Annotated in this window: 21 protein-coding genes and 1 tRNA gene; 8 read left to right on the top strand and 14 right to left on the bottom strand. The window is 45.5% G+C overall.

Going from position 1 to position 23,330, the window contains the following annotated elements; translation table 11 throughout:
* Window positions 1–136: 136 nt before the first annotated feature.
* Both C6Y39_RS06350 and ggt read left to right on the top strand, forming a co-directional pair.
* Window positions 137–1,513, top strand: a complete 1,377-nt coding sequence (locus C6Y39_RS06350; RefSeq protein WP_105930465.1) for a Na+/H+ antiporter NhaC family protein — start codon at window positions 137–139, stop codon at window positions 1,511–1,513.
* 92 nt (window positions 1,514–1,605) lie between these two features.
* A complete protein-coding gene (gene ggt, locus C6Y39_RS06355; RefSeq protein ID WP_105930466.1) occupies window positions 1,606–3,303 on the top strand; it encodes a gamma-glutamyltransferase in 1,698 nt (565 codons plus the stop codon).
* A 141-nt stretch (window positions 3,304–3,444) separates the two neighbouring features.
* Here ggt and C6Y39_RS06360 read toward each other — a convergent pair whose 3' ends face one another.
* Complete coding sequence (locus tag C6Y39_RS06360) at window positions 3,445–3,915, bottom strand: LabA-like NYN domain-containing protein (protein WP_105930593.1); 471 nt, start codon at window positions 3,913–3,915, stop codon at window positions 3,445–3,447.
* An 88-nt stretch (window positions 3,916–4,003) separates the two neighbouring features.
* Between C6Y39_RS06360 and C6Y39_RS06365 the strand changes: the two genes are divergently transcribed.
* Window positions 4,004–4,711: a PepSY domain-containing protein gene (locus tag C6Y39_RS06365; RefSeq protein WP_240618824.1), complete on the top strand. Its 708-nt coding sequence runs from the start codon at window positions 4,004–4,006 to the stop codon at window positions 4,709–4,711.
* A gap of 49 nt (window positions 4,712–4,760) precedes the next feature.
* Here the strand turns inward: C6Y39_RS06365 and C6Y39_RS06370 are convergent, their stop codons facing one another.
* The 5 genes from C6Y39_RS06370 to C6Y39_RS06390 all read right to left on the bottom strand — a co-directional run bounded on the left by C6Y39_RS06370 (window position 4,761) and on the right by C6Y39_RS06390 (window position 9,850).
* Window positions 4,761–5,180 carry a VOC family protein gene (locus C6Y39_RS06370; RefSeq protein ID WP_105930468.1) on the bottom strand — a complete coding sequence of 140 codons (420 nt, stop codon included), beginning with the start codon at window positions 5,178–5,180 and terminating at the stop codon, window positions 4,761–4,763.
* 11 nt (window positions 5,181–5,191) lie between these two features.
* Complete coding sequence (locus C6Y39_RS06375; RefSeq protein ID WP_105930469.1) at window positions 5,192–6,598, bottom strand: aldehyde dehydrogenase family protein; 1,407 nt, start codon at window positions 6,596–6,598, stop codon at window positions 5,192–5,194.
* A gap of 302 nt (window positions 6,599–6,900) precedes the next feature.
* Window positions 6,901–8,199, bottom strand: a complete 1,299-nt coding sequence (locus C6Y39_RS06380; RefSeq protein WP_105930470.1) for an adenylosuccinate synthase — start codon at window positions 8,197–8,199, stop codon at window positions 6,901–6,903.
* Between the two features lie 256 nt (window positions 8,200–8,455).
* Window positions 8,456–8,638, bottom strand: a complete 183-nt coding sequence (locus tag C6Y39_RS06385) for a DUF2065 domain-containing protein (protein ID WP_105930471.1) — start codon at window positions 8,636–8,638, stop codon at window positions 8,456–8,458.
* Between the two features lie 33 nt (window positions 8,639–8,671).
* Complete coding sequence (locus C6Y39_RS06390; RefSeq protein WP_105930472.1) at window positions 8,672–9,850, bottom strand: aminotransferase class V-fold PLP-dependent enzyme; 1,179 nt, start codon at window positions 9,848–9,850, stop codon at window positions 8,672–8,674.
* 273 nt (window positions 9,851–10,123) lie between these two features.
* Between C6Y39_RS06390 and C6Y39_RS06395 the strand changes: the two genes are divergently transcribed.
* Window positions 10,124–10,549 carry a hypothetical protein gene (locus C6Y39_RS06395; RefSeq protein WP_105930473.1) on the top strand — a complete coding sequence of 142 codons (426 nt, stop codon included), beginning with the start codon at window positions 10,124–10,126 and terminating at the stop codon, window positions 10,547–10,549.
* A 61-nt stretch (window positions 10,550–10,610) separates the two neighbouring features.
* On the opposite strand, the gene trxA is transcribed toward C6Y39_RS06395, so the two are convergent.
* Window positions 10,611–11,480: a thioredoxin gene (gene trxA / locus C6Y39_RS06400; protein ID WP_105930474.1), complete on the bottom strand. Its 870-nt coding sequence runs from the start codon at window positions 11,478–11,480 to the stop codon at window positions 10,611–10,613.
* A gap of 177 nt (window positions 11,481–11,657) precedes the next feature.
* On the opposite strand from trxA, the gene C6Y39_RS06405 reads away from it, so the two are divergent.
* Together C6Y39_RS06405 and C6Y39_RS06410 are read left to right on the top strand one after the other, a co-directional pair.
* Window positions 11,658–11,996 (top strand): Mpo1-like protein, encoded by a 339-nt coding sequence (locus C6Y39_RS06405; protein ID WP_105930475.1) that lies wholly within the window; start codon window positions 11,658–11,660, stop codon window positions 11,994–11,996.
* Window positions 11,997–12,205: 209 nt separating this feature from the next.
* On the top strand, window positions 12,206–14,320 hold the full coding sequence (locus C6Y39_RS06410) for a S9 family peptidase (RefSeq protein ID WP_105930476.1): 2,115 nt from the start codon (window positions 12,206–12,208) through the stop codon (window positions 14,318–14,320).
* A gap of 63 nt (window positions 14,321–14,383) precedes the next feature.
* Here C6Y39_RS06410 and C6Y39_RS06415 read toward each other — a convergent pair whose 3' ends face one another.
* Both C6Y39_RS06415 and C6Y39_RS06420 read right to left on the bottom strand, forming a co-directional pair.
* Entirely contained in the window at window positions 14,384–15,553 is a 1,170-nt protein-coding gene (locus C6Y39_RS06415) for a PQQ-dependent sugar dehydrogenase (RefSeq protein ID WP_105930477.1), read from the bottom strand.
* Window positions 15,554–15,726: 173 nt separating this feature from the next.
* Window positions 15,727–16,200 (bottom strand): Dps family protein, encoded by a 474-nt coding sequence (locus C6Y39_RS06420; RefSeq protein ID WP_105930478.1) that lies wholly within the window; start codon window positions 16,198–16,200, stop codon window positions 15,727–15,729.
* A gap of 177 nt (window positions 16,201–16,377) precedes the next feature.
* Here C6Y39_RS06420 and C6Y39_RS18950 point away from each other — a divergent pair, with 177 nt between their 5' ends.
* Complete coding sequence (locus tag C6Y39_RS18950) at window positions 16,378–16,503, top strand: hypothetical protein (protein WP_276309288.1); 126 nt, start codon at window positions 16,378–16,380, stop codon at window positions 16,501–16,503.
* A 121-nt stretch (window positions 16,504–16,624) separates the two neighbouring features.
* On the opposite strand, the gene C6Y39_RS06425 is transcribed toward C6Y39_RS18950, so the two are convergent.
* The 4 genes from C6Y39_RS06425 to purE form a co-directional block, all read right to left on the bottom strand.
* Window positions 16,625–17,146, bottom strand: coding sequence for a copper chaperone PCu(A)C (locus C6Y39_RS06425; protein WP_105930479.1), 522 nt, complete (start codon window positions 17,144–17,146; stop codon window positions 16,625–16,627).
* A gap of 65 nt (window positions 17,147–17,211) precedes the next feature.
* Window positions 17,212–17,287, bottom strand: a tRNA-Thr gene (locus tag C6Y39_RS06430).
* 61 nt (window positions 17,288–17,348) lie between these two features.
* Entirely contained in the window at window positions 17,349–18,485 is a 1,137-nt protein-coding gene (locus tag C6Y39_RS06435) for a 5-(carboxyamino)imidazole ribonucleotide synthase (protein WP_105930480.1), read from the bottom strand.
* Window positions 18,482–18,976: a 5-(carboxyamino)imidazole ribonucleotide mutase gene (gene purE / locus C6Y39_RS06440; protein ID WP_105930481.1), complete on the bottom strand. Its 495-nt coding sequence runs from the start codon at window positions 18,974–18,976 to the stop codon at window positions 18,482–18,484. Before purE ends, C6Y39_RS06435 begins: the two co-directional genes overlap by 4 nt.
* A gap of 270 nt (window positions 18,977–19,246) precedes the next feature.
* Between purE and nhaA the strand changes: the two genes are divergently transcribed.
* The gene (gene nhaA / locus C6Y39_RS06445) at window positions 19,247–20,524 is read left to right on the top strand and encodes a Na+/H+ antiporter NhaA (protein WP_105930482.1); all 1,278 of its coding nucleotides are present in this window, start codon (window positions 19,247–19,249) and stop codon (window positions 20,522–20,524) included.
* On the opposite strand, the gene C6Y39_RS06450 is transcribed toward nhaA, so the two are convergent.
* The gene (locus C6Y39_RS06450; protein WP_105930483.1) at window positions 20,486–23,317 is read right to left on the bottom strand and encodes an ATP-binding protein; all 2,832 of its coding nucleotides are present in this window, start codon (window positions 23,315–23,317) and stop codon (window positions 20,486–20,488) included. The genes nhaA and C6Y39_RS06450 overlap by 39 nt on opposite strands.
* Window positions 23,318–23,330: the final 13 nt, after the last annotated feature.

The raw sequence follows: 23,330 nt of genomic DNA on the forward strand, positions 1-23,330 counted from the left end.
GCATGTTCGCCAACTTTGAACTGCAATCACACATTCTCTTACGCAAATAGACATACCTATAGGGCAAGTAGAGCGTAGTGACTTATCAAAGCTCAACTAGCCCTAGGCACACATAAATTTAAGTTTGGAAAGAAGTATGGATTGGATGTCAGTCATCCCCCCTCTTGTGGCGATTGCCGTCGTTTTTTGGAAAAAAGAAGTCATACTCGCATTAGCGCTGGCTGTTCTGTGCGCGGAAGCGTTGATTCTAGTCAATGCTGATATCGCTACAAGCTATATGGCGCCTATTAATGCCATAGAGCGCGTGGTTGATACCGCCGCTAGCCCAGGCAATACAAGGGTGCTGATTTTTTCAGTATTGGTTGGTGCATTGCTCGCATTTATACGTGACTCTGGCGGCGTAACGGCAACGGTTAACTTTCTTGTTAACAAGGGAGTAGCGAAAAGCCGCAGGCAAGTGGGTAGTTTGACTATGTTCACCGGTATCGCTGTATTCATTGAATCAAACTTAAGTGTGCTCACTGCCGGCATATTCGCCCGAGGTCTGTTTGATCGCTTCGGCATGAGCCGCGCGCGCTTAGCTTACATAATTGATTCCACCAGCGCGCCCGTTTGTATTTTGATTTTATTGAACGGCTGGGGGGCATTTATACTCAGCCTGCTAGATGCCTACGAGCTACCTGCTTCGTCGGCATCCATTTTATGGGGCAGCGTGTTTTTCAACTTTTACGCTATCTTCACCTTACTTATTGTGGCTTACACAATTTCCGCTGACAAAGTGCACGGCCCAATGGCTGAAGAAGAAAAAGCGCTCACGCATGTAGAGGTTAACCAAACGACTGAACCGGCCACCAAGGCACGTTTTATGTTGGTACCACTGATAATAATGGTATTAAGCATGGTTGGCTTCATGTTCTGGACAGGTAATGGCGTATTGTCTGAAGGTAGCGGTAGCAAGTCTGTACTTTACGCTACGGCTCTAGCCACTGCCATCGCCTATGGCCTGCTCTTAATCCACAAACGTTTTACCCATAAGGAAGCGGTAGAAATTGGTTTTAAAGGGATGGGTGAACTACTTCCTCTAGTGACCATAGTGTTACTGTCGTTAACTTTGGGCAATAGCCTTAAGGTACTTGGAACAGGTGTGTTTGTTGCGGGCATAGTAGGAGAGTACCTTCCTTTAGTGCTCATTGTTCCCATGCTATTTATTGCCGGGGCGATCATGTCGTTCACCACAGGCACGTCGTGGGGCACCTTCGCCATCCTTATACCCATTGGGGTACCGCTGATTCAAAGTTTAGGGTTACCCCCGTCACTGGTTATTGGCGCTATTTTGGGGGGCGGCATATTTGGCGATCACTGTTCACCTATTTCCGACACAACGGCTGTATCGTCGCTGGCAGCAGGTACTGACGTATTAACTCACGTTAAAACTCAGTTCCCTTACGCTCTATTTGCGGGCGCACTTACACTTATCGCCTATTTTATCGCGAGTTTAGTGATGCTTGGCTAATCCAGAAAGCATAGACATAGTGATAGCGTCGATTAACTGCTAAATATTACCAGTAAAAAATGAGTCGCAAATTTTCAGCAAGGAGTTCTTACATGATAAAACGGATAATGATCTTAGCGGTTATTTCTGTAGTGGTGGCCTGTTCCCACGCACCAAATAACACAGTAGATAACACGAACAGCACCACTGTTGGCATAAGCCAGCAGGCCGTTGCCATGCCTGACAGCTATAGCGCCGATGCCGCAATGCAGGTACTCCAAGAAGGTGGTAATGCCATTGACGCTGCTATCACAGCACAGTTTGTTTTAGCCGTGACACTGCCAGAGGCGGGCAATGTAGGCGGTGGTGGCTTTATGACAATAAAGTTTGAAGATAGCACCGACTTTCTAGATTACCGCGAAATGGCGCCTGAAAATGCCCATCGCGATATGTATCTTGACGAGCAAGGTAATGTAAAACCTTACGAATCCTTGTTTGGGGCTAAAGCGTCTGGCATTCCCGGTACCGTAGCAGGCATGTGGGCAGCGCATAAAAAATACGGCACATTGGATTGGGAGCGCCTTCTCGCGCCCGCAGTAGATTTAGCCGAACAAGGTTTTGTGGTTCACGAAAAACTGGCTAATAACATTGCTCACTATATTGAACGCGCCGAAGAAGAAGGTATCAATAATAACTTCAGCGAGTATTTTGCACGCGCTAAAGCCGGCACTACTTTCAAACAGCCGGAGCTAGCGAAGACGCTTAAAGCCATTCAGCAACAGGGAAAGGATGGCTTTTACAAAGGCGATGTAGCAAAGCACATTGTTGATTTTATGCAGCAAAATGGCGGCCTTATTACCTATGAAGATTTACTGGCTTACAAAGCAGCATGGCGCAAACCTCTTCATTTAAACTGGCAAGGTTATGAGCTGGTGACCGCACCTCCTCCAAGTTCTGGCGGTGTTGCCGTAGCCCAGTGGATTGGCATGCTAGAAGCCTATGACGCCACCCACGATTTGCCAGCGCAAAACAGCACTGAATACATTCACGTGATGTCAGAAATTGGTAAGCGCGTGTTTGCCGATCGCGCTGAATATATGGGCGATCCTGATTTTGTTAGTGTTCCAGTAAAAGCGCTCACAGACGCTAACTATATTACTGAGCGCGCAGCTGATATTCAGCCTACCAGCATTTCGGATACCCCAAGCATTAAGCCTGGCTTGAAAGAAAGCGAAGATACAACACACTTCTCCATAATGGACAGATGGGGTAATGCCGTTGCGAATACAACGACCATCAACCTTACTTTTGGTAGTGGTGTTGTAGTGACTGGCGCTGGCTTTTTATTGAATGATGAAATGGACGATTTTAGTGCTAAGCCTGGTGTGCCTAACTTCTTTGGCGCTGTAGGTGGTGAAGCAAATGCTATTGAACCTTACAAGCGCATGCTGTCTTCTATGACACCAACGCTTGTTACTAAAGACGACCAAGTGGTTCTGGTAACGGGCTCTCCGGGCGGCACCACCATCATTTCTTCAGTAGCTCAGTCGCTACTTAATGCCCTGCTTTACGATATGAGCGCCGAAGAAGCCGTGAACTCACCACGCTTTCATCACCAGCTATTGCCCAAAGACACTATTCGTATGCACGACGGGTTTACAGAGGCAACGGTGAATGAGCTAAAAGCAATAGGCTATACCATAGATAACCGTCGCTTTGGTGATGTGCATTTAATTAAGCGCACTAAAGAGGGCGTAGAAGCCGCATCTGAAAAAAGCGGACGAGGTAAGAGCCTGATTCAGCCATATTAGTGCAACCGTATTAGCACCGCTATATTAATTCGAGTCTTAATAGCTGGGCAGTTTTAGCTGAGACTTTTAGCTGAGACTTTTAGCTGAGCTATAGGGGCTCAGCGTTATTAGCCTCGTCTTAAACAAAGTGGTAGCTGAAGACTAGAGCAAGAGCGTGGTGTCGATAGGCACGTACTTAGACGCCACTTTTTGAATACTTTCTGCGGTTAAACCGGGAACACCGTAAACCGTTACGGTTTTCCCTTTTCCTTTGAGCGCGTTTACCAAGATATCGAAATCGCCGTCGCCCGACACCAGAATGACCTCATCAACATCGTCGGCGTGTTCTAGCGCATCTACCGTAATCCCCACATCCCAATCGCCTTTAGCTGAACCGTCAGCACGTTGAATGAAAGGCTTTAACTTTACTTCAAACCCAATAGCACGAAGAATATTTTGAAATTCACGCTGCTTGCTGTCACCTCTGTCAATGGCGTACGCGAAGGCATGTGTTATGTCTAAGTTGTAGCTAAGTTCACGCCAAAACTGGTTGTAATTAAAGTTGCGTTTATGCGCCTGACGACATGTGTAATATACGTTTTGTACATCTACTAGCACTAATGCTTTATTCAAAACCACTCTCTTTATTAATTTACTCGGTTAGTAATTTCTGATGTTATAGCCTTTTGATCATAAAACCAAAAACGTGATGATGAAATTTATGCGCAAGGCGCACAACTACCTGGGTTTAATTCTATTTGTTCAAATAGGTCTATGGTTTTTAAGCGGCTTGGTAATGGCCTGGTTACCTATCGATGAGGTAAGGGGCAACCACTTAAAACACGCCGTCACCACGTCGTGGCACAATGCTACGGTTACCCCCTCTGACATTTTGCGCCACCACAGTAGCGCTGCAGTTCTTTCACTCACTCATCGTATAAATGAAGTAGGCCATGCTTCCCCAGATACGCTCGATGCTATTCCTGTTTATCATGTCGTGGATGACAACACTGCCTACCGCTACAGCGCGTTAACGGGTGAACCTTTACAAACCATGCGAGAGAGTGCTATTCGCGAAGCGGCAAAAGAGCAATATACGGGTACTGCCGATATTGGTGAAATGCAGCTATTGAGCGTGTTGCCTCAAGAGGTACAGAATTTGTCAGCCCCGTTATGGCAGGTGAGCTTTAACGACGACCTTAATTCGCGGTTTTATATCGACCCAAACACAGGCAGCGTTCTACGAGTACGTACCGACACATGGCGTCTGTTTGATTTCATGTGGATGCTGCACATTATGGACTATAACGACAGAAGTAACTTCAATACGCCGTGGTTAATTGCTTTTTCGGGCTGCGCCTTTTTGTTCACGCTTACAGGCGTTGCGCTTTTGTATAAACGCTTCAAACCGAAACGGAAAAACCGCTAGCCTAGAATTTGTTGACCTTTGATGTAAAGCAGAGATCAACAAACACTAATTATTGCTTAGCAAAAAGCTGAGAAATATCTGCGAACGCTTTGAACTCCAATGCGTTACCGAAAGGGTCTTTGAAAAACATGGTAGCTTGTTCGCCCGGTTTTCCTTTAAAGCGAATGTAAGGTGCGATAACAAATTCAATATTGGCAGCTTCTAGCTTGCTTGCCAGAGCTTGCCAATCGTTCATGGTTAACACAACGCCAAAATGCGGTACTGGCACAGCATGATTGTCTACCCCGTTGTAAGCAGGCGGCGAAGGCATAGCCTCTACGCAGTGCGTTACTAACTGGTGGCCGAAAAAATTCCAGTCTATCCACTGGGTGTCACTGCGGCCCTTTTCACAACCCAACAATTCACCGTAGAACGCTTCGGCGTCGGTTAAATTAGTGACCGGTATGGCAAGGTGAAAAGGTTGAACCATGAAAACTCCTGTTATAAAAACTTCTTAAGTAGCGATAATTTGAATTTAGAAAACGGCGCATAACGAAAGAACACGTCGAGCGCGAATGAGCGCTTCATTACCGTTTTAATATGACTGAATGTATCAAAGCCTGCTTGCCCGTGGTAGCTACCCATGCCGCTATTTCCCACACCGCCAAACGGCAACTCAGGGTTTGTCATAAACAGCATAGTGTCGTTAGTACACACGCTGCCCGAACTGGTTTTACTGATAATGTTATCGAGCACCTCATCCTTGTCGCTAAATGCATAAAGGGCGAGCGGCTTAGGCCTGCTGGTCACAAGCTTAATGCCCGCGTCCATATTATCAACTGTGATAATAGGTAAAATGGGGCCGAAAATCTCTTCTTTCATTAACGGGCAATCTAACGATGGCGCTAACACGAGCGTGGGAGCCATCGCAGGGCGGGATGCATCTGTCTCTCCGCCATATACCACATTCACGTTTTCAAGGTAGCTTTCAAGGCGTTTTAGGTGGCGATGATTAACTATATTGCCGTAATCCGGTGACGACAGTGGTACTTTGCCGTACTGTTTTTTCAGCTCTTTTTTTACCGCATCAATAAGCTTTTGCTCAAAGCCCTTTTCTACAATGACATAATCAGGGGCAATACAGGTTTGTCCCGCATTCATCCATTTTCCCCACACTAAACGGCGCGCCGTTACCGTAAGATTTGTGTGCTTATCAACAAAGCAAGGGCTTTTTCCACCGAGTTCAAGAGTGACTGGCGTAAGGTTTTTGGCCGCTGCGCTCATTACAATTTTGCCTACGGCTTCTCCGCCAGTATAGAAAATATGGTCCCACTTGCACGCCAGCAGCGCCGTCGCTTCATCTTTACCGCCCTCTATTACGGCAACGCATGAGTTATCCATATATTGAGGGATAAGCTTAGCCACCAGCGACGAGGTTTCTTCGGCCAGTTCTGAGGGTTTTAATACCGCACAGTTGCCCGCTGCAATAGCAGCGATATAAGGGGCAAGTAACAACTGGAGTGGATAATTCCACGCACCGATGATGAGCACAGTGCCAAGGGGCTCTGGTTTTCGAAAGCTTTTACCCGGCCACGCCACCATGGGGGTAGATACTTTGCGTGGCTTTGCCCATTTATCAAGATGCTTCAGCGTATGCTTGATATCAGAAAGCAGGAAGCCTTGTTCCGCTACCATGGCTTCGGTTTTACATTTACCCAAATCATTTTTAAGTGCCTGCAAAATATCGTGCTGGTTGTCTTTAAGCAGGGTTTCTAATGCCTTAAGCTGACTTTTACGCCACTCCAGGGACTGAGTTTTACCAGTATCAAAACTGTCGTTAAGTTTGTGAACAACGTCAACAAAGCACACGCCAGTTTCTACTGCGTGAAGAGAAGGTCTATTTGGCATAAGAAGGCTCCGATAGCATAACACCCACTACAACAATTCTATGGTTCATCTTAAGGTTGTTGCCGGGCAAAGCAGCGCAATAATTAACTGATACTATCTTATATTAATAGGGATGTTCGAAGACAACGCAACTAAAATGTTAATTAATGTTTAATGCGAACGTGTCTAACCGTCCGTAAGCGGAATGAAGATGTATAGCGGACGGACGCTAGACAAAGAGAACTTACTGGAAATCCATAAGAATAAACAAATAAAAAAGCCCAGTGAAAACTGGGCTTTTGAAGGTATTCAACGTGGCGTTATTACGCGTCGTATGGGCTACGTAAAACGATAGTTTCGTTTCTGTCAGGGCCTGTTGAAACGATATCAACCGGAACACCTGTTAGTTCTTCAAGACGCTTAATGTAGTTTTTCGCCGCTTGAGGAAGGGCTTCAAACTCAGTTACACCGAAAGTGTTGTCTGTCCAACCTGGCATTTCTTCATAAACTGGCGTTACTTTGTCGTAACCGTCAGCTGCCATAGGTGGTACATCTTTCACATTGCCGTCTGCATCTTTGTAGCCAACACAAATTTGAAGGCTTTCAAGGCCGTCTAGTACGTCAAGCTTGGTTAAGCAGAACCCAGTGATAGAGTTAATTTGTACTGCGCGCTTCATCGCAACGGCGTCGAACCAACCCGTACGGCGCTTACGACCTGTAGTAGCGCCAAACTCGTGACCTTTAACACCTAAGTGCTCACCTACTTCGCAATCTAATTCAGTAGGGAAAGGACCTGAGCCTACACGCGTGGTGTATGCTTTAACGATACCCAATACGTAATCTAGTTTAAGTGGGCCAAAGCCAGCACCCGTCGCTACACCACCAACGGTAGTGTTTGACGACGTAACATAAGGGTAAGTACCGTGGTCAATGTCTAGAAGTGTGCCCTGGGCACCTTCAAACATGATAGGTAAACCTGCTTTGTCCGCTTTGTCTAGCTCGTCAGTTACATCGACAACCATCGCTTTAAGGATGTCAGCAACTTCCATTGCACCTTTTAAGGTTTCATCAAAGTCTACTGCTTCTTCGCCATAGTATTGCGTAAGCGTGAAGTTATGAACATCTAGCACTTCTTTTAGCTTAGCTGCGAAGTCTTCTGCGTTAAATAGGTCACCAACGCGTAAACCGCGGCGAGCAACTTTATCTTCATACGCAGGACCGATACCACGACCGGTCGTACCAATTGCTTTCGCACCACGTGCTTTTTCGCGCGCGACGTCTAACGCAATGTGATAAGGAAGAATAAGCGGACAAGCTTCACTAATCTTTAATCGCTCGCGCACTGGAACGCCACGCTCTTCAAGCATGGTCATTTCTTTCATTAGTGCGTCTGGGCTAAGCACAACACCGTTACCAATAATACAGGTAACGTTATCGCGTAGGATGCCTGATGGGATTAAGTGAAGTACGGTTTTTTCACCGTCGATAACTAGAGTGTGACCTGCATTGTGCCCGCCTTGGTAGCGAACAACATATTTTGCGCGATCAGTGAGTAGGTCTACGACCTTGCCTTTACCCTCGTCACCCCATTGAGTGCCGAGTACCACAACGTTCTTTGCCATGAATCATATGTGTAAGAAAATTAGGCGGGGATTCTACAAAATTCTAGGGCAAGGATCACCCCTTTTTCGAACAAAAATACCACTATTTTATTTTTGCTTTTAAAAACCGTTGGATGTGAACGATTTCTTCAACCACGTTTATTCACGCGCCGAATGATTTTCAAGCAACACAGAGACAGTGGCAGTTTCACTTTGAAATTTCACTCACCAAGAGAGCAAGAGATAAAAAAGTAAAGCGACGGCATGTTAACTGCTACTAGCTAAAATAAAACAATAAAAGCGCACCTAGAATAACCAGCGTACCGCCGATTTGACGAAGCTGATTGGTTGGCTGCTGACTGATTTCTTGTAGATAATTTCGCCATTTATTGGGAAAGAGCAGCGGGCCAATTCCCTCGATAATTAAAACCAGCGCCACTGCGGGCAAAAGCCACTCCATATTTTTTCCTTTCGTTAATGCTTCATTGACGGTCTAGACCATCTTGGAAAGTGCAGCGAGGTCAATGTAGTCTGCCGTGTGATAGAGACCAAAACCAAACCGTAAGCGGTTGCCTCGAAAGTCGGTAAGAATATGGTGTGATTTAAGGGTTAACGCTAGTTGTTTTGTAACGTCAGCATCCTCTAATTCGAACGTCAAAAAGTGCCCTCTTTTTGATGCATCCCTTACCACCAAGTTTTCTTCATTGAGTAGCGGATGATTGTATTCAGCCAGCTTGTCTAAAAATATACGCTGCATGCCCATCACATGGCCATTAACCGTTTCGACACTGATATCATTCTGCTCAAACATGCGAAGTACCGCTCTTAGACGATATAGGGCTGTAAAGTCCATTGTTGCGCCCGCAAACCGCATTCCATCAAGACTGTAGGGAACGCTTTCCTTTCCACCTGCTTCGCGAGGCTTGTCTAGCTCACCAAACTCAGCAAACCAACCTGTATAAACCGGTCTTAAATCGCATCCTGTGGGCACATGTGCAAAGCATGCGCCCTCTCCTGCTTGAGCGTATTTATAACTACCAGATAGATAAAAAGCGCGGTGAGCTATGGCTTTTAAATTCGTGGGTTTTGCCATAAAGCCATGATACCCATCGACTACCACTAATGTGTCGTTATTGGTAACGCTGTTTACAATATCAGCCACGTCGTCTACAACATAACCCGAGTTGAAGAATACTTGGCTAAAGAAAACTAACTCTGGATTATGCTCGGCAATAGCTGTCATAAACCGTGAAGAGAAGGTGTCGAAAGGTTTAGTAGGCACGGTAATGAGTTCTATCGTGCCTTGCTCTTGCATTCTACTGGCCTGACGCTGGAAACTATGGAACTCGCTGTCTGTCGATACCACTTTATAAGGCCCAGACGAGTCGATACAACTCATAATGCGGTACAGTAGTTCATGGGTATTGGGCGCAAAGACAATTTGCTCTGGGGCACCCGTGTTTAGGATATCGCTAATGCGATGCTGTAGTTCTGGGACAAGTGTTTCGAAGAAGTATCTCCACTTTTCATCTACATACGTTGCGCTGTCATCCCAGTATTCCAACATTGCGTCACGGGTACAGTCTGGCCAAAAATAATGACTGTGACAGGCATAGTGTTGTTTATGTTTATTCGCGTTAAGAAAACCCGTGTAAAACTTTTGATATGACATGCCTGCTACCTACGTGTAAAACCGTGCAAAATAAATAACCGAGTAAACAGTATCAAAGTTCCGTGGTGCGCGCACGGCGCTGACTAAAGCCGATAACATTTATTTACAATTAAAGTGTAAATAGTTTTGCCCAATCTATGTGAATTGATGTTATTTCTGATGTTTGTCAAACAAGTGTGGAATCCACATCCGTAGCTGACATTTCAAAAACGAGTTTGTGTTTCTCGATTTAATGGTTAGTCTTATATCAGTGGATCTATAAAAAGGTTTTTTATGCGTTTCCCTAAATATGGAAATTACTCTTTGGATATATCAGGTAACGTACTTGAAGTGTTCGCAACAGGCGCATGGAACTTGAAAACCACTGAATTCTTCGTAGAAGAAATGCATGACATCATTAGCACTTTTGATAGCAAACCTTGGGCAGCGTTAATGGACGCTCGGCGATGGGTGCTATCTACCCCTGAGTGCCAAACCCGGCTAACCGAAGCGATAAAAGTCAACATTACCCAGGGGTTGACCCGTTCAGCTTATGTCTTAGATATTGGGATGGTAAAACGTGCTCAGTTAGAGCGAACTCACCCGTCAAAACATCGCGACTTCATCAGTAATAACTACGAACGAGAATATTTCCACAAGTACTTCGACGCGCTTAATTGGCTACATAAAGAAGGGTTTTCACCTATAGTAAAACCATAGTGCTTTATGTAGCCTGCTGATTAAAGGCCGTTTATCGGTGTTTAATTATAGACGGCGCTGGTTAGTACAGAAGGCTGTAGACCTTACGACGATATTCTGACTTAAGCGGATCTCCATCTGCCAGCGCATTTATCATATCCATCATTAGCTTTCTTGCATCACCAAAGCCGAGTTCTTTTTTCAGCACGCTGTAGAGAAGCGCTAGCGCATCTTGAGATTTGTTTGCTTGATGCAACTGCACGGCTAAGTCTACTTTTAGTTGAAGGTCATCAGGATTAGCATCTACCGCCGCTTGAAGATTACGAATCTCCGGAGTATCAGCCGCCTGCTCTGCCAACTCAATTTTGCCCGCTAAGCTTTTGTAGCGAGAGTCTTGGTCGACCAACTTAATCTCTTCAAGTAACGCTTTCGCAGTGTCAACTGACCCTGTCTCAATGTAGCAGTCAATAAGCATATACTTAGCATTAACGTTATCAGGATTAAGCGTCAACGCTTCTTTGGCCGCTGGAAGTGCTTCTGCGTATTCACCTTGCTGAATGGCCTTACCCGCAGTAGCAAGCAAATCATCTTCTGGATTAGGAAGGTACTTAGAAAGCATTTCGCGAATTTGCTGTTCAGGCTGAACGCCAGCAAAGCCATCGACTGGCTGACCATTTTGAACCACCATTACTGTAGGTAGACTTCTAATACCGAACTGCGCGGCAACTTCTTGTTGCGCTTCACAATCTACTTTCGCCAAGATTAGGTGCTGGCTATATTCACCCGCTAACTTCTCAAGAATAGGCATGAGATCTTTGCACGGCTCGCACCAGTCAGCCCAAAAGTCGATGAGCACCAGCTTCTCTTGAGATGCTTCAATAATAATTTGTTGAAAGTTTTCTACCGTAATATCAACAATAGTTGCTTGGCTATTTGCAACGAGATTTTCCATAACGCAGGCCTTTAATTTCTTATGTTGTGTGGAATATGGGGCAGTAATAGATAAATTACAAGGTTAGCTTAGCGTGAATAAAGCCTTTACCTTTGTCGGATTGACGACTATTTGTTATGAAGTGAAATGTTAATGTAGTGTGAAGTTTTGCTGTTACACCTAGACTGAGAGGGGTTTATGACTACACAAACCAGCGAGAATACTGAATTTACTTCGTTTAAAGCCTTTTATCCTTTCTACCTAAATGAACATAGAGACGCAACATGCCGAACTCTTCACTTCATTGGTTCATGGTTAGTTTTAGGCGTAATTGCTGCCGCTTTCATAACCGGCAACTGGGCTATATTGTGGGCAATTCCTTCAGTGGGCTATGGTTTCGCTTGGGTCGGTCATTTCTTTTTTGAGAAAAATCGTCCTGCCACTTTCAAGCACCCTATTTACAGCCTAATTGGTGACTGGGTGATGTTTAAAGATATTCTGACGGGCAAAATCAGTCTAAGGGGAAAGCAAAAGTAAAGAGAGGAAAAATGGGAAGATAAACAATAAGACAACGCTCTTTTTAACACGTTATTTCGCGTCTTCACCGCACACTCTTTACATACGAGAAACGAAAGCGATATGTTTAAGACAAGGCTTGCCCTGCTTGGCTGATGTTAACGCTCAGTCAATGGCAACAATCGCCAACGCTATCGCGCTCTGCGCCAGAACAATAAAAAGGAACCACCATGTCTGCGTTTCGCTTTACTTCTCGGTCTATCCGAAAAGGCTTTTTAGCCACATCCACAGCGTTTTCATTACTTGCCGTTAGTGCGAGTCAAACCTATGCAATACAGGAGCAGGAAGACAGCGCCTCTCTTGTACCTTCTAATGCACTCGTCTTTGATGACACCTTTAATTTAGAGTTTGTCGCTAGCCCACAGTTTATTGATGACAAAACCGTGGTATACGCTCGACAGAGCATGGATATTATGACGGACAGTCGTCAAAGTAGGCTTTGGCAGGTAGATATAAAATCAGGCGAGCACCGCCCATTTATTGGTTTGGATGAAAGCCTATCTCAAGCGACGTTATCACCCAATGGTAAAATGGTGGCCTACACGAAGGCAGTTAATGGCAGAGGGCAACTCCACCTTTACTATTTAGATACAATGCAGTCTGTGCGCCTAACGAATACCAGTGAAACGCCTCGCCAATTGACTTGGTCACACGACAGTAAATCGCTGGCATTTACGTTATTTACACAAGAAAAGCAAAAGCCTATTTTTACCGCTATGCCAAGTAAACCAGAAGGCGCTCAATGGGCAGAGCAAGCGACTTATATTGATGCAGTACAATATCGAGGCGACGGCAGAGGCTACCTTAGAGAGGGGTTTGACCAAATCTATGTGCTGCCTGTTGAGGGTGGTACGCCACGTCAATTGACTTCAGGAAAATTCCCAAGTGGCGGTGCGCTTTCATTTTCGAATGACAATGACTGGGTTTACTTCGCCACCCCACACCAAGAAGACTATGCGTTGAACCCGCTGTCTAGTGACATTTACAAAGTGAATGTAAAGACGGCAGATATTGAACAAGTTACCGATCTTGAAGGGCCTGAGGGCAACCCTACGTTAAGTCCTGACGGTAAGTACCTGGCTTTTACTCAACTGAACGACAGAAAGCTGTCCTACCAGAATGGCGACCTCGTTGTCCTTGAACTTAAAAGCGGCAACGTTACTCGTTTAACCGAGGCGTTAGATAGAAGTTTAGGTAAGTTTGAGTGGCGTAGAGACAGTCGTGGCTTAGTATTTTCTTACCTTGATCACGGAGAAACCAAGCTTGCCACTGTGAATTTAAAAGGTGACATAAAACCCATTGATGTAACGCTTGGTGGCCAAGCCTTTGGGCGTCCTTATACTTCTGGCGATTTCGCTGTTAGTGATAAAGGCGATATTGTTTACACAACGGCGAGCCGAACCACCCCTGGTGACCTCGCGCTTTACCGTAAAGGGAAAAAAGACACACAGCTTACTGATTTAAATAGCGATGCGTTAGGACACAAGACACTTGCTCAAGTTCAGGATCTATCTGTTGTATCTAGCGTTGATGAACGCCCCATTGACGCGTGGATTGCCTTGCCTCCTGACTTTGATAGCAGCAAAAAGTACCCACTTATTCTAGAAATTCACGGCGGCCCGCATGCGGCTTATGGTCCTCACTTTGCGATGGAAATACAGCTTATGGCTGCGCAGGGCTACGTAGTGGTATGGTCAAACCCAAGGGGCAGTAGCTCTTACGGTGAAGATTTTGGCAACCTTATTCATCACAACTATCCATCTGAGGACTACAACGACCTAATGGATGTGGTGGACGCGGTGGTAGCGAACGGTTACGTAGACAGCGACAACCTGTTCATAACCGGTGGCTCCGGCGGCGGCGTATTAACCGCCTGGTCTATTGGTAAAACCGACCGTTTTAGGGCTGCAGTAGTAGCTAAACCTGTGATTAACTGGATGAGCTTTGCACTGACTGCTGATGCCTACCCCTTCTTCAGTCAATATTGGATGGCTGATAAGCCTTGGAATATTGCAGATAAGCTTTGGAAGCGTAGCCCGTTGAGTTTAGTAGGTAACGTGAAAACACCAACAATGCTACTCACGGGTGAGGCTGACTACCGTACTCCGATCAGTGAGTCTGAGCAGTATTACCAGGCGCTGAAGTTACAAGGCGTCGATGCTGCTATGGTCCGCATCCCGGGAGCGTCACACGGGATAGCAAGCCGGCCCTCGCGTTTAATCCAAAAGGTGGGGAACATCATGGCGTGGTTTGAGCGCTATAGGAAAGAAAAAGACACTGAGTAAGGTTTGTTCTTAATGTAAAAAGCGCCACATGATGTGGCGCTTTTTTTGTGCTTGCTAACTCAGCTACTTAGTTAACTTTAGAACTTTTCCATCAGGCGCGTCAGTCAATAAATAGATAGCGCCATCGGGGCCCACTTCAACGTCACGAATACGGGCTTGATTATCTCGTAAGTATTCAAATTGTTCCACTGCCTCACCCTTTTCTACTTCAATTCGACGAAGGTGGGTAAACTTTAAAGAGCCAACTAATATATCGCCGTTCCACTCTTTGAACATATCCCCCTGATAAAAAGTTAGACCGCTTGGCGCTATGGATGGATCCCAGTAAATCCATGGCTGCTTCATACCATCCATATGGGTCTTATCGCTGATGATTTCACCGCTATAGTCAATACCGTATGTTATTGAGGGCCAGCCATAATTCGCCCCTTTTTCGAGGATATTGATTTCATCACCGCCTTTAGGGCCGTGTTCCATCGCCCAGACTGCACCTGTTTCAGGATGGATTGTTATTCCTTGTACATTACGATGGCCATAACTGAATATTTCAGGCGCATCACCATCAGTAAACGGATTGTCTTGCGGTACGCTACCATCGGCATTGATACGTACTATTTTACCGAAGTGGTTATTCGTATTTTGTGCTTCCTTCATGTATTTATAGCGATCGCCCATGGCAACATATAGCTTGTTGTCAGCATCAAACGCAAGGCGACAGCCAAAATGAAAGCCGTTATCTACGATTGAATCGGCGCTAAATATCACCTGAACGTTTTCAAGGCCTTTGTCAGCTAAGGTGGCTTTGGCAACACTGCTGCTACTTCCAGGTTTATCAGCTACATCACTTGCTTTGCTGTAACAAAAATAAATAGTGTTGTTGCTGGCAAAATCTGGGTCTATAGCAATATCAAGCATACCGCCTTGGTTTTGCGCTACAACGTCAGGCACGTTCTCAAGTCGTCCAGACAAGGTTCCGTCTTTCGATAAACGCTGAATTCCACCCGCACGCTCGGTAATTAACATGTCACCATTCGGTAAAAATGCCATTCCCCACGGATGAACAAGTCCCTCTGCCAGAGTAGTAACAGTGAGTTCATCGTCACTTACGCCGTGATCGTGGTCGCCGTGGGCCAGTGCAAACTGGCTAGCAGATAAAGTAGCGATACACGCAACTGAAGTGGCTATTTTGCACATTCGCTTAGAATTTCCAGACTGGGGGATATTTGTTTTCATTCAAAAATGGGCCTCAAAGTTCAAGAGAGCTTGTGCTTTTTTGCACACGCCTCTTTTTTATTGTCGTTTTCGTTTTTTCTTTGAAAAGCAGTATACAAAAAAGGGTACAGCCCCGCTGTACCCTTTTTGATGGATTCACTCCCTTACGGGATTAATCGACGTATATTATCGTTTTATCGAGGTAAGGTTGCGCGAAGCATCCATGCAGTTTTTTCGTGTACACGCATGCGGTCGCCAATTAATGCAGCTGATGACTCGTCGTCAGCATCTTGTGCTAGCTTTAGCGATTCTCTACACGTTTTTACTACTTGCTCGTGGCCATGGGTGAGCAGACGAACCATTTCCGTCGCCTCTGGCACGCCCTCTACTTCTTCAATTGAACTTAGTTCCGCGAAAGACTTGTACGTACCAGGAGCGGCTACACCTAGGGTACGTATACGCTCTGCGATTTCATCTACCGCTTCTGCAAGTTCGGTGTAATGCTCTTCAAACATTAAGTGAAGTTCGCGGAACTGCGGGCCTTCAACGTTCCAATGAAAGTTATGTGTCTGTAGATACAATGTGTAAGAGTCTGCCAGCAGCTTTTTGAGACCTTCTGCTACTGCATTACGATCGCTCTCAGAGATACCAATATCAATCTTGCTCATTTCACACTCCTTAGTGTACAACTCTGTTGAATTTCGCTTCGGCTATTTAGCTGTGCCGTAACATCATAGTCTAATACTACTACAGAAATTTTGATTTAGATTAACGGTTAAATTGATTGCGCTTATCGCCTTATTCGATGGAGACATCGTTATTATGATACCAATCCGCATAGATAAGTGCCCACTCAGAAGGCGCTGGCAAGTTTCCTAGCGAAGCGTGGGAATGTAGGAATGGCGTTTCCCTTTCAAATTCCCAGAATGAAGCTAGGAAGCTTGCCAGACCTTCCCGAAGGGCGAGTTTAAAATGTCCGTACTCTTTGTTGTGTCACCTTGATGTAGAACCACTATACCTGCGGTAACACGCCGCGATTACGAACATTTTAACTCTCGCTGAGTGGGTAATTATCTATGCGGACTGGTATTGTTAATGGTGGTTGTGATGACTTTTCGCATCGTCTTTTTTGACAGGCAGCGTAATGCCGAGTTCATCATTGCCGTCAAAAATTAAGGTAAGTTTTAATTCACTGCCTTCAACTAAGCCTTTGTTCAAACCTAACAGCATAATGTGATAGCCGCCAGACTCGAATGACACCATTTCACCAGCGCCTATCGTTACACCATCTGCAAGCTCACGCATTTTCATAACATCGCCTTCCATAACGGTAGTGTGAATTTGCGCTTCGCTGGCCAGTTCTTTAGAGACAGTTACACTGGTCAGTATTTTATCTTTATCGCTTTGATTATGTAGCGTGAAGTAAACCGCACCGGTTTTCGCTAGGGGGAACGTTGCTCTGGCATAACCGTTCATCACCATGATATCGGTTTCTTGGTTTGCGTTATGCTCTTGATGCCCATGAGCAATAGCTACAGAAGACGCAGAAAAGCTCAGCGCTGTGATATAAGTCGCAGTAAGTAATGGCTTTAGGAGTTTGGATAGATAGCTCATACATTAAGTTCCAAAGTGATGATTGGAACCAGTGTACGTAAAATTGGCATAGGAAAAAAGAAAAATGGTGCCGACTGCCGGAATCGAACTGGCGACCTACTGATTACAAGTCAGTTGCTCTACCAACTGAGCTAAGTCGGCACACTTTTTCAAACCGCTGCCTAGACAGCGGATGCGTATTCTAGCGATAAACGCGTGGGTGTCAACCTTTTAATCGCGTAGCTTCACCAACTAATTTCGGGAAGTACTCAAGTGGCAAATATTTACTCAATGCCATGAGCTTTTCACCTAAACTTTCGTAGCTGTTGGTGGTGACATTAATGTGACCCATTTTACGCTTTTCACGCACAGACTTTCCGTACCAGTGAAGGTGGCTACCATCAATACTAAGAAGATCCCTTGAGAAGCTGCTGCAACCGATGATATTAACCATGGCGCTTGGACCAATAGCTGAGGTATCGCCCAGCGGCAAACCACACACAGCGCGTAGATGATTCTCGAACTGACTTGTGACCGCACCAGACTGACTCCAATGGCCAGAATTGTGCACACGAGGGGCTAGTTCATTCACTAGTAGCCTGTTGCCTACTTGGAATAATTCAACGGCAAGTACGCCCACATAATCCATCCCTTCTGCCAGCTTCACGAATATGTCGTGCGCTTGCGTTTGAAGCGCTTCATCGACATGTGTTGCCGGCGCAACCGATACATGCAGTTGGCCCTGATGATGTAAGTTTTCAGCAAGTGGATAAGTTCTAACGTCGCCATTCGCATTGCGCACACCAATAAGCGATAGCTCTCTATCGAAATCCACCATTTTTTCAACAACAAGCGGAACGGTTTCTAAGTCTAACCCCTGAAGAGAATTTTTCAGCGCTGGCAAATCGGCTTCATCACTTAGTCGCCACTGACCGTAACCGTCGTATCCATCACGACTTGCTTTAAGAATAAGCTTAGAACCAAGCTGCTTAATGCAATCATCTAGCTGAGCAAGGTCTGTCACAATCTGATGTTCGCAATTCGCCACCTGCATGCTTTCAAGTAACTTTTTTTCGCGAACGCGGTCTGCGCCGACAAGAATACTGTCAATATTGGGCATCAACTTATTCGTCTTAGCCGCATCTTCGAGCAGTCTTTCAGGCACATGCTCAAACTCTACCGTCAACGCGTCTGCATCTTCTAGCGCTTGAGCAAGCGATAAATCGAGTGGTGTTTTGCTAACTGGATGTACAACGGAATCGTTGTTTACGTCCACAGCTTGAACTTCAATACCTAGTGGGCTTCCCGCTAGGTACATCATTTGAGCAAGTTGGCCTGCGCCGTAAACGACTACTCTCATTCATCTAACTCCAACGTGTTGCTTGACGCTAGAACGGTTTCGGTTTGAGACTTTCTAAAAGCGATAACCGCATCACGTACACTTTCTTCTTGAAGTGCAACTACTTGCGCTGCCAGAAGGCCTGCATTAGCTGCTCCCGCCTCACCGATAGCCAATGTACCTACCGCAACGCCCTTGGGCATTTGAACAATTGAGAGAAGTGAATCTAACCCATTTAGTGCTTTTGATTTAACTGGGCACCCGAACACAGGTAAATGCGTATGTGCGGCAATCATGCCCGGTAAGTGAGCTGCGCCACCTGCGCCAGCAATGATTGCGCTGAAACCTTCATCAGCAGCATTTTCTGCAAACTCTACTAGCAAGTTAGGTGTGCGATGCGCCGACACCACCTTCGCTTCAAATTCAACACCAAACGACTTCAGCATCTTTGCGGCCTGCTGCATAGTAGGCCAGTCTGAAGTTGAACCCATTACAATCGCGACTTTTGCCATCTAGAGATCCTCGAGGTAGGTAAAATGGTCAACCTTGGAAAGCCCGCGATTGTAGCCTAAAACAGTTTAAAATCCCACCGCAAATACCGCCAATCAAAGTGTCAGCAACAAAACGCCAACATGAGTTTCAAACTCGTTTAGGTGATCTTTCACTGTGAGGTAACCCGTATTAACTATAATTAATTTACACGCTTAAACTAGCCTCAATTGCACGGGTTTAGAAGGTTGCCAACCTCTTTAAACTTAGTCGTGAGGCATTAGAGGTTATCAATGACAGATAAGCATGAAAACGATGTACTCGACGATGTAATCGAAGAGGTACAAGATGTGGTATCTGATTTCCTGAATAGAGAAGCTGCGCCTGGCATTTTGCTTATGGGGGCTACGCTTTTGGCACTTATCATCGCCAATTCTCCTTTAAATTTTATGTACGACCAGCTAATTAGTATGCCTGTACAGATTTCAGCGGGAAGTTGGGCTATCGATAAACCCCTGTTACTCTGGATAAACGATGGCTTAATGGCCATATTCTTTTTCCATGTTGGCTTAGAGCTTAAACGGGAAGTATGTGAAGGTGAGTTAGCAAACCCAAAAGATATAATTTTGCCCGCTGCGGGTGCCATTGGTGGAATGGCGCTGCCGGCACTCATTTATGTAGGCATTAATTATGACAACCCGGTCGCGATAGCTGGCTGGGCAATTCCTGCTGCAACAGATATCGCCTTTGCGCTAGGCATTCTCGCGTTGTTAGGTAGTCGGGTGCCTACCAGTCTTAAGGTATTTCTTGTAACCCTTGCAATTATAGATGACATCGGTGCTATCGTTATCATCGCGCTATTCTACACCGAGAATATAACCACTGGAGCGCTCGCTATTGCGGCGGGATGTTTGCTGTTGCTGTGGCAGATGAATAAACGAAATGTTGTCGACATTCCAGCATATGTCCTTGTTGGCATTGTTCTGTGGGTTGCTATGCTTAAGTCTGGCGTACACGCTACCCTTGCTGGTGTCGTGCTGGCCGCTTTCATTCCTATGCGAGACCAGAAAGATGAATCATACTCTCCTGTCACCCGACTGGAACACGGCCTTAACGGCTCAGTAAGCTTCGCAATACTTCCATTATTTGCATTTGCCAACGCTGGGATCAGTTTTGGCAACATTAGCCCAGAGGGTATTTTTCACCCCGTCACGTTCGGAATCTTTTTGGGGCTAGTCATCGGGAAACAAATAGGCGTCTTTGGCTTCTGTTATTTGATGGTAAAACTTAACCTAGCTAAACTGCCTGATGATCTTAATTTTAAGCACATTTATGGCTGCGCTTTGCTCTGCGGGGTAGGCTTCACTATGAGTTTATTTATTGGTGGTCTTGCCTTCGCACAAACAGGCATAAACCAAATCTTTGACGAACGTGTAGGGATTCTGGCAGGCTCTCTAGTATCAGCTTTACTCGGCTATATTGTACTTCGCTTAGTGAGTGAGACACCGAATGGTGACAACACTGATGTTGCTTCAAACGCGAGTAAGCTGACTGGAAATACAGTCAAATAGTACCTGTTTACGAATAGGTTTGCTCAGATGTGCATTCATGCCTGCTGCTAAGCAGGCATTTTTGTCTTCGGCAAACACATTTGCAGTTAGCGCGATAATAATGAGGCTGTCTTTGTTTCTGCCTTCTCGCCTAATAATTTCAGCGGCGGCATAACCATCCATTACCGGCATCTGACAATCCATTAAAATGACATCAAAGTCGTGCTTGCGCTCTGCAATTACAGTTTCCTCACCGTTTCTTGTTCTGATGCATTTGACCTTTGCAGCTTTTAGCATATCCATCACTATCTCTGCGTTGATATCATTGTCCTCGGCAAGGAGTATCCGCAAGCCTGGCGGTAGCGCAACCTTAGTTGCTTCGCTACTCTTTAGCGTGCTGCTTACCTCCATTTCTCCTACCGAAGCAGGCATGACTAGTTTAAACCTAGTCCCCTTGCCTATCTCACTTTCAACGTCCAATTGTCCGTTCAGCAACTCAACCAGCCCCTTAGTTATAGGCAAGCCTAACCCCGTTCCACCAAAGTGCCTTGTCGTGCTCGCATCAGCTTGCTCAAATTGCTCGAAAATAAGGTCTAGCTTCTCTGGATGGATGCCAATTCCGGTGTCGGTAACGGCAATATTAAGCGCATTATTTCCGTAACTCACGCTTACCAATACCTCACCCTCACGGGTAAATTTGATGGCATTACTTAACAAGTTATTAAGAATTTGGCTTAGCTTGCCAGCATCGAGGTTAAGCACGGCCGGCACATCATTTTCTATTTGCAGCTGAATGTCGTATCCCTTTGCAGCTGCTGTCGAGCGGTAAAGCTCGCAGGATGCTTCGAGTAGCTCACGCAACACACAGCTTTGTATATCAATTTGCATCTTACCCGAGTCGATCTTCGACCAGTCTAATATGCTATCTAGAATCATTAACAAGTTGGCTGCCGAGCGTGAAATCACTTGAGCGCGGGCGCGGACATGTTCAGGCAAATCACTATCAAGCATAAGTTCGCATGAGCCAATAATGCCGTTCATCGGCGTTCTTATTTCATGACTCATATTCGCAAGAAATTGAGTTTTGGCTACGTTAGCAGCCTCAGCCCTTTTAAGCGCATATTCTAAGTGCTCCGTTTTTTCCGTTATTCGGGATTCTAACGATTGATTTAGCTCTCCGAGCTCAACGTTTAGCATTTGCTCTGCTTTTCTTGCATCTTTAAGCTCAGCAAATGCCCCCCTAAGACGAGACTCTAAACTCATAAACTCATCGCTTAATGATGAGAGTTCTTGGATGTGGAGTGCGCGCTGAGGCGCTTCAGCAATGTCTTTATTCGACGGGTCAAAATCGGCGATGTAACGAACAAGACGGCGAATAGGAGCGCCCACCATTTTGGCCACGACGTACCCAGTGAATGTCCCAAACGCGGAGAGAGCCAATAGCAACAACAAATCTTTTAGTAAGTAGTTGCTCATTGATATGAGTAACAATCGTTTGTCGAAGTAATAGCTCACTCTCCAATTGGCGAATGACATATTTTCAGTGAGCCTTAACCACGTTTTCCCCTGCACACCGTTTTCAATTTCAACACCGCATTGAGGTTCACAGGCGTAAACGGGTGCTTTGGATAAAGGATTTAAATTAAGGGCTTTAGATGCATAGATAACATCACCTTTTTGATCTTCAATAAGCATTGAAAAGCCGTTTAAGCTTAAACGGTCAATAGCGGCAAAGCTTTTTAGAGAAAGCGACCCCTCTACAATTCCTTTTGGTAAGCCCTCTTTATCCAAAATTGGCGCTGATAACGCCACAATAGGATCGTTGCCAAATCCTCTTCCCTGAAACACATTAGATAAATATGTCTTACCCGATTGCATCACTTCGTAAAAATAAGGCCGATAAGCAACATTAGGCACGCCGTTTCGCTGTGCTTTTTCGAGCATGCCAGAAGGGTAAGCATGGGTTATATCGCCGCTTTTATCCGCGATAAGAAACGTCAAAAATTCGGGGTTGTGAGACGCCAGAACCTCAAGTGAGGTAGACGCCGCATCATCGAAGCTTGCTTCCACTGCATCACTGGAAAGAAGTTGAGCAGTGCTGGTGACTGCGTTTTGATGCTGTTTGATAAAGTTAGAGAGTTGGAACGCTAACACGTTGACCCGCTGGGCCATGTAACTACGAATTTGTTGTTCTTGTTGATGCTGAAATAAGCTTACGGACAGATAGATAACTGCCATTGAAGCCACAAAGAAGCAGCCGGAAAAAAAGTAGCTAAATAGGAAGTGAAGCGTAACTCGTTGGGATTCGCCGGATGTTTGCCGCTTTAATCCATGAATAGCTAAATAAGCAAAGTGACCCGTTATCAAACCAAATACACCGCTTACCCACGTTACCAGTACGCCGGAAAACAACATATTTACGTTGTCGCCATTATGCAATGAATGTTCAAGCAGTAATATTGGTAAAAAGACGATAGACCAGAAGCCTGCCCCAATTTTTATTACTTGCTTGAGTGATTTGTTATACCCGAAAAAACTGATCACGATGGGCAATAAAGTAAGGCTTTCTTTACCTACAATACTGCCGTGCTCTAGCCATAATGGAATGCTAATGATCAGCGCAATAGGAATTGAAAAAACAGGTGGGAATCGAAGTGAAGCGTAAACCGCAACGCCCACTCCAAAGACGGCTATGCCTGCGCTGTCAAAAGGCGCAGCAAAGCTATTTATTCCGTAACCAAGTACGCAGGCAACTACAGCCTGTAGGGCCAGAGACCATGACAAAGAGTGTGAATTGATACTACCTGAATTCAACGCATGCCTCCGG

Source organism: Alteromonas gracilis, assembly GCF_002993325.1.
In the GTDB taxonomy this organism is placed as follows: domain Bacteria; phylum Pseudomonadota; class Gammaproteobacteria; order Enterobacterales; family Alteromonadaceae; genus Alteromonas; species Alteromonas gracilis.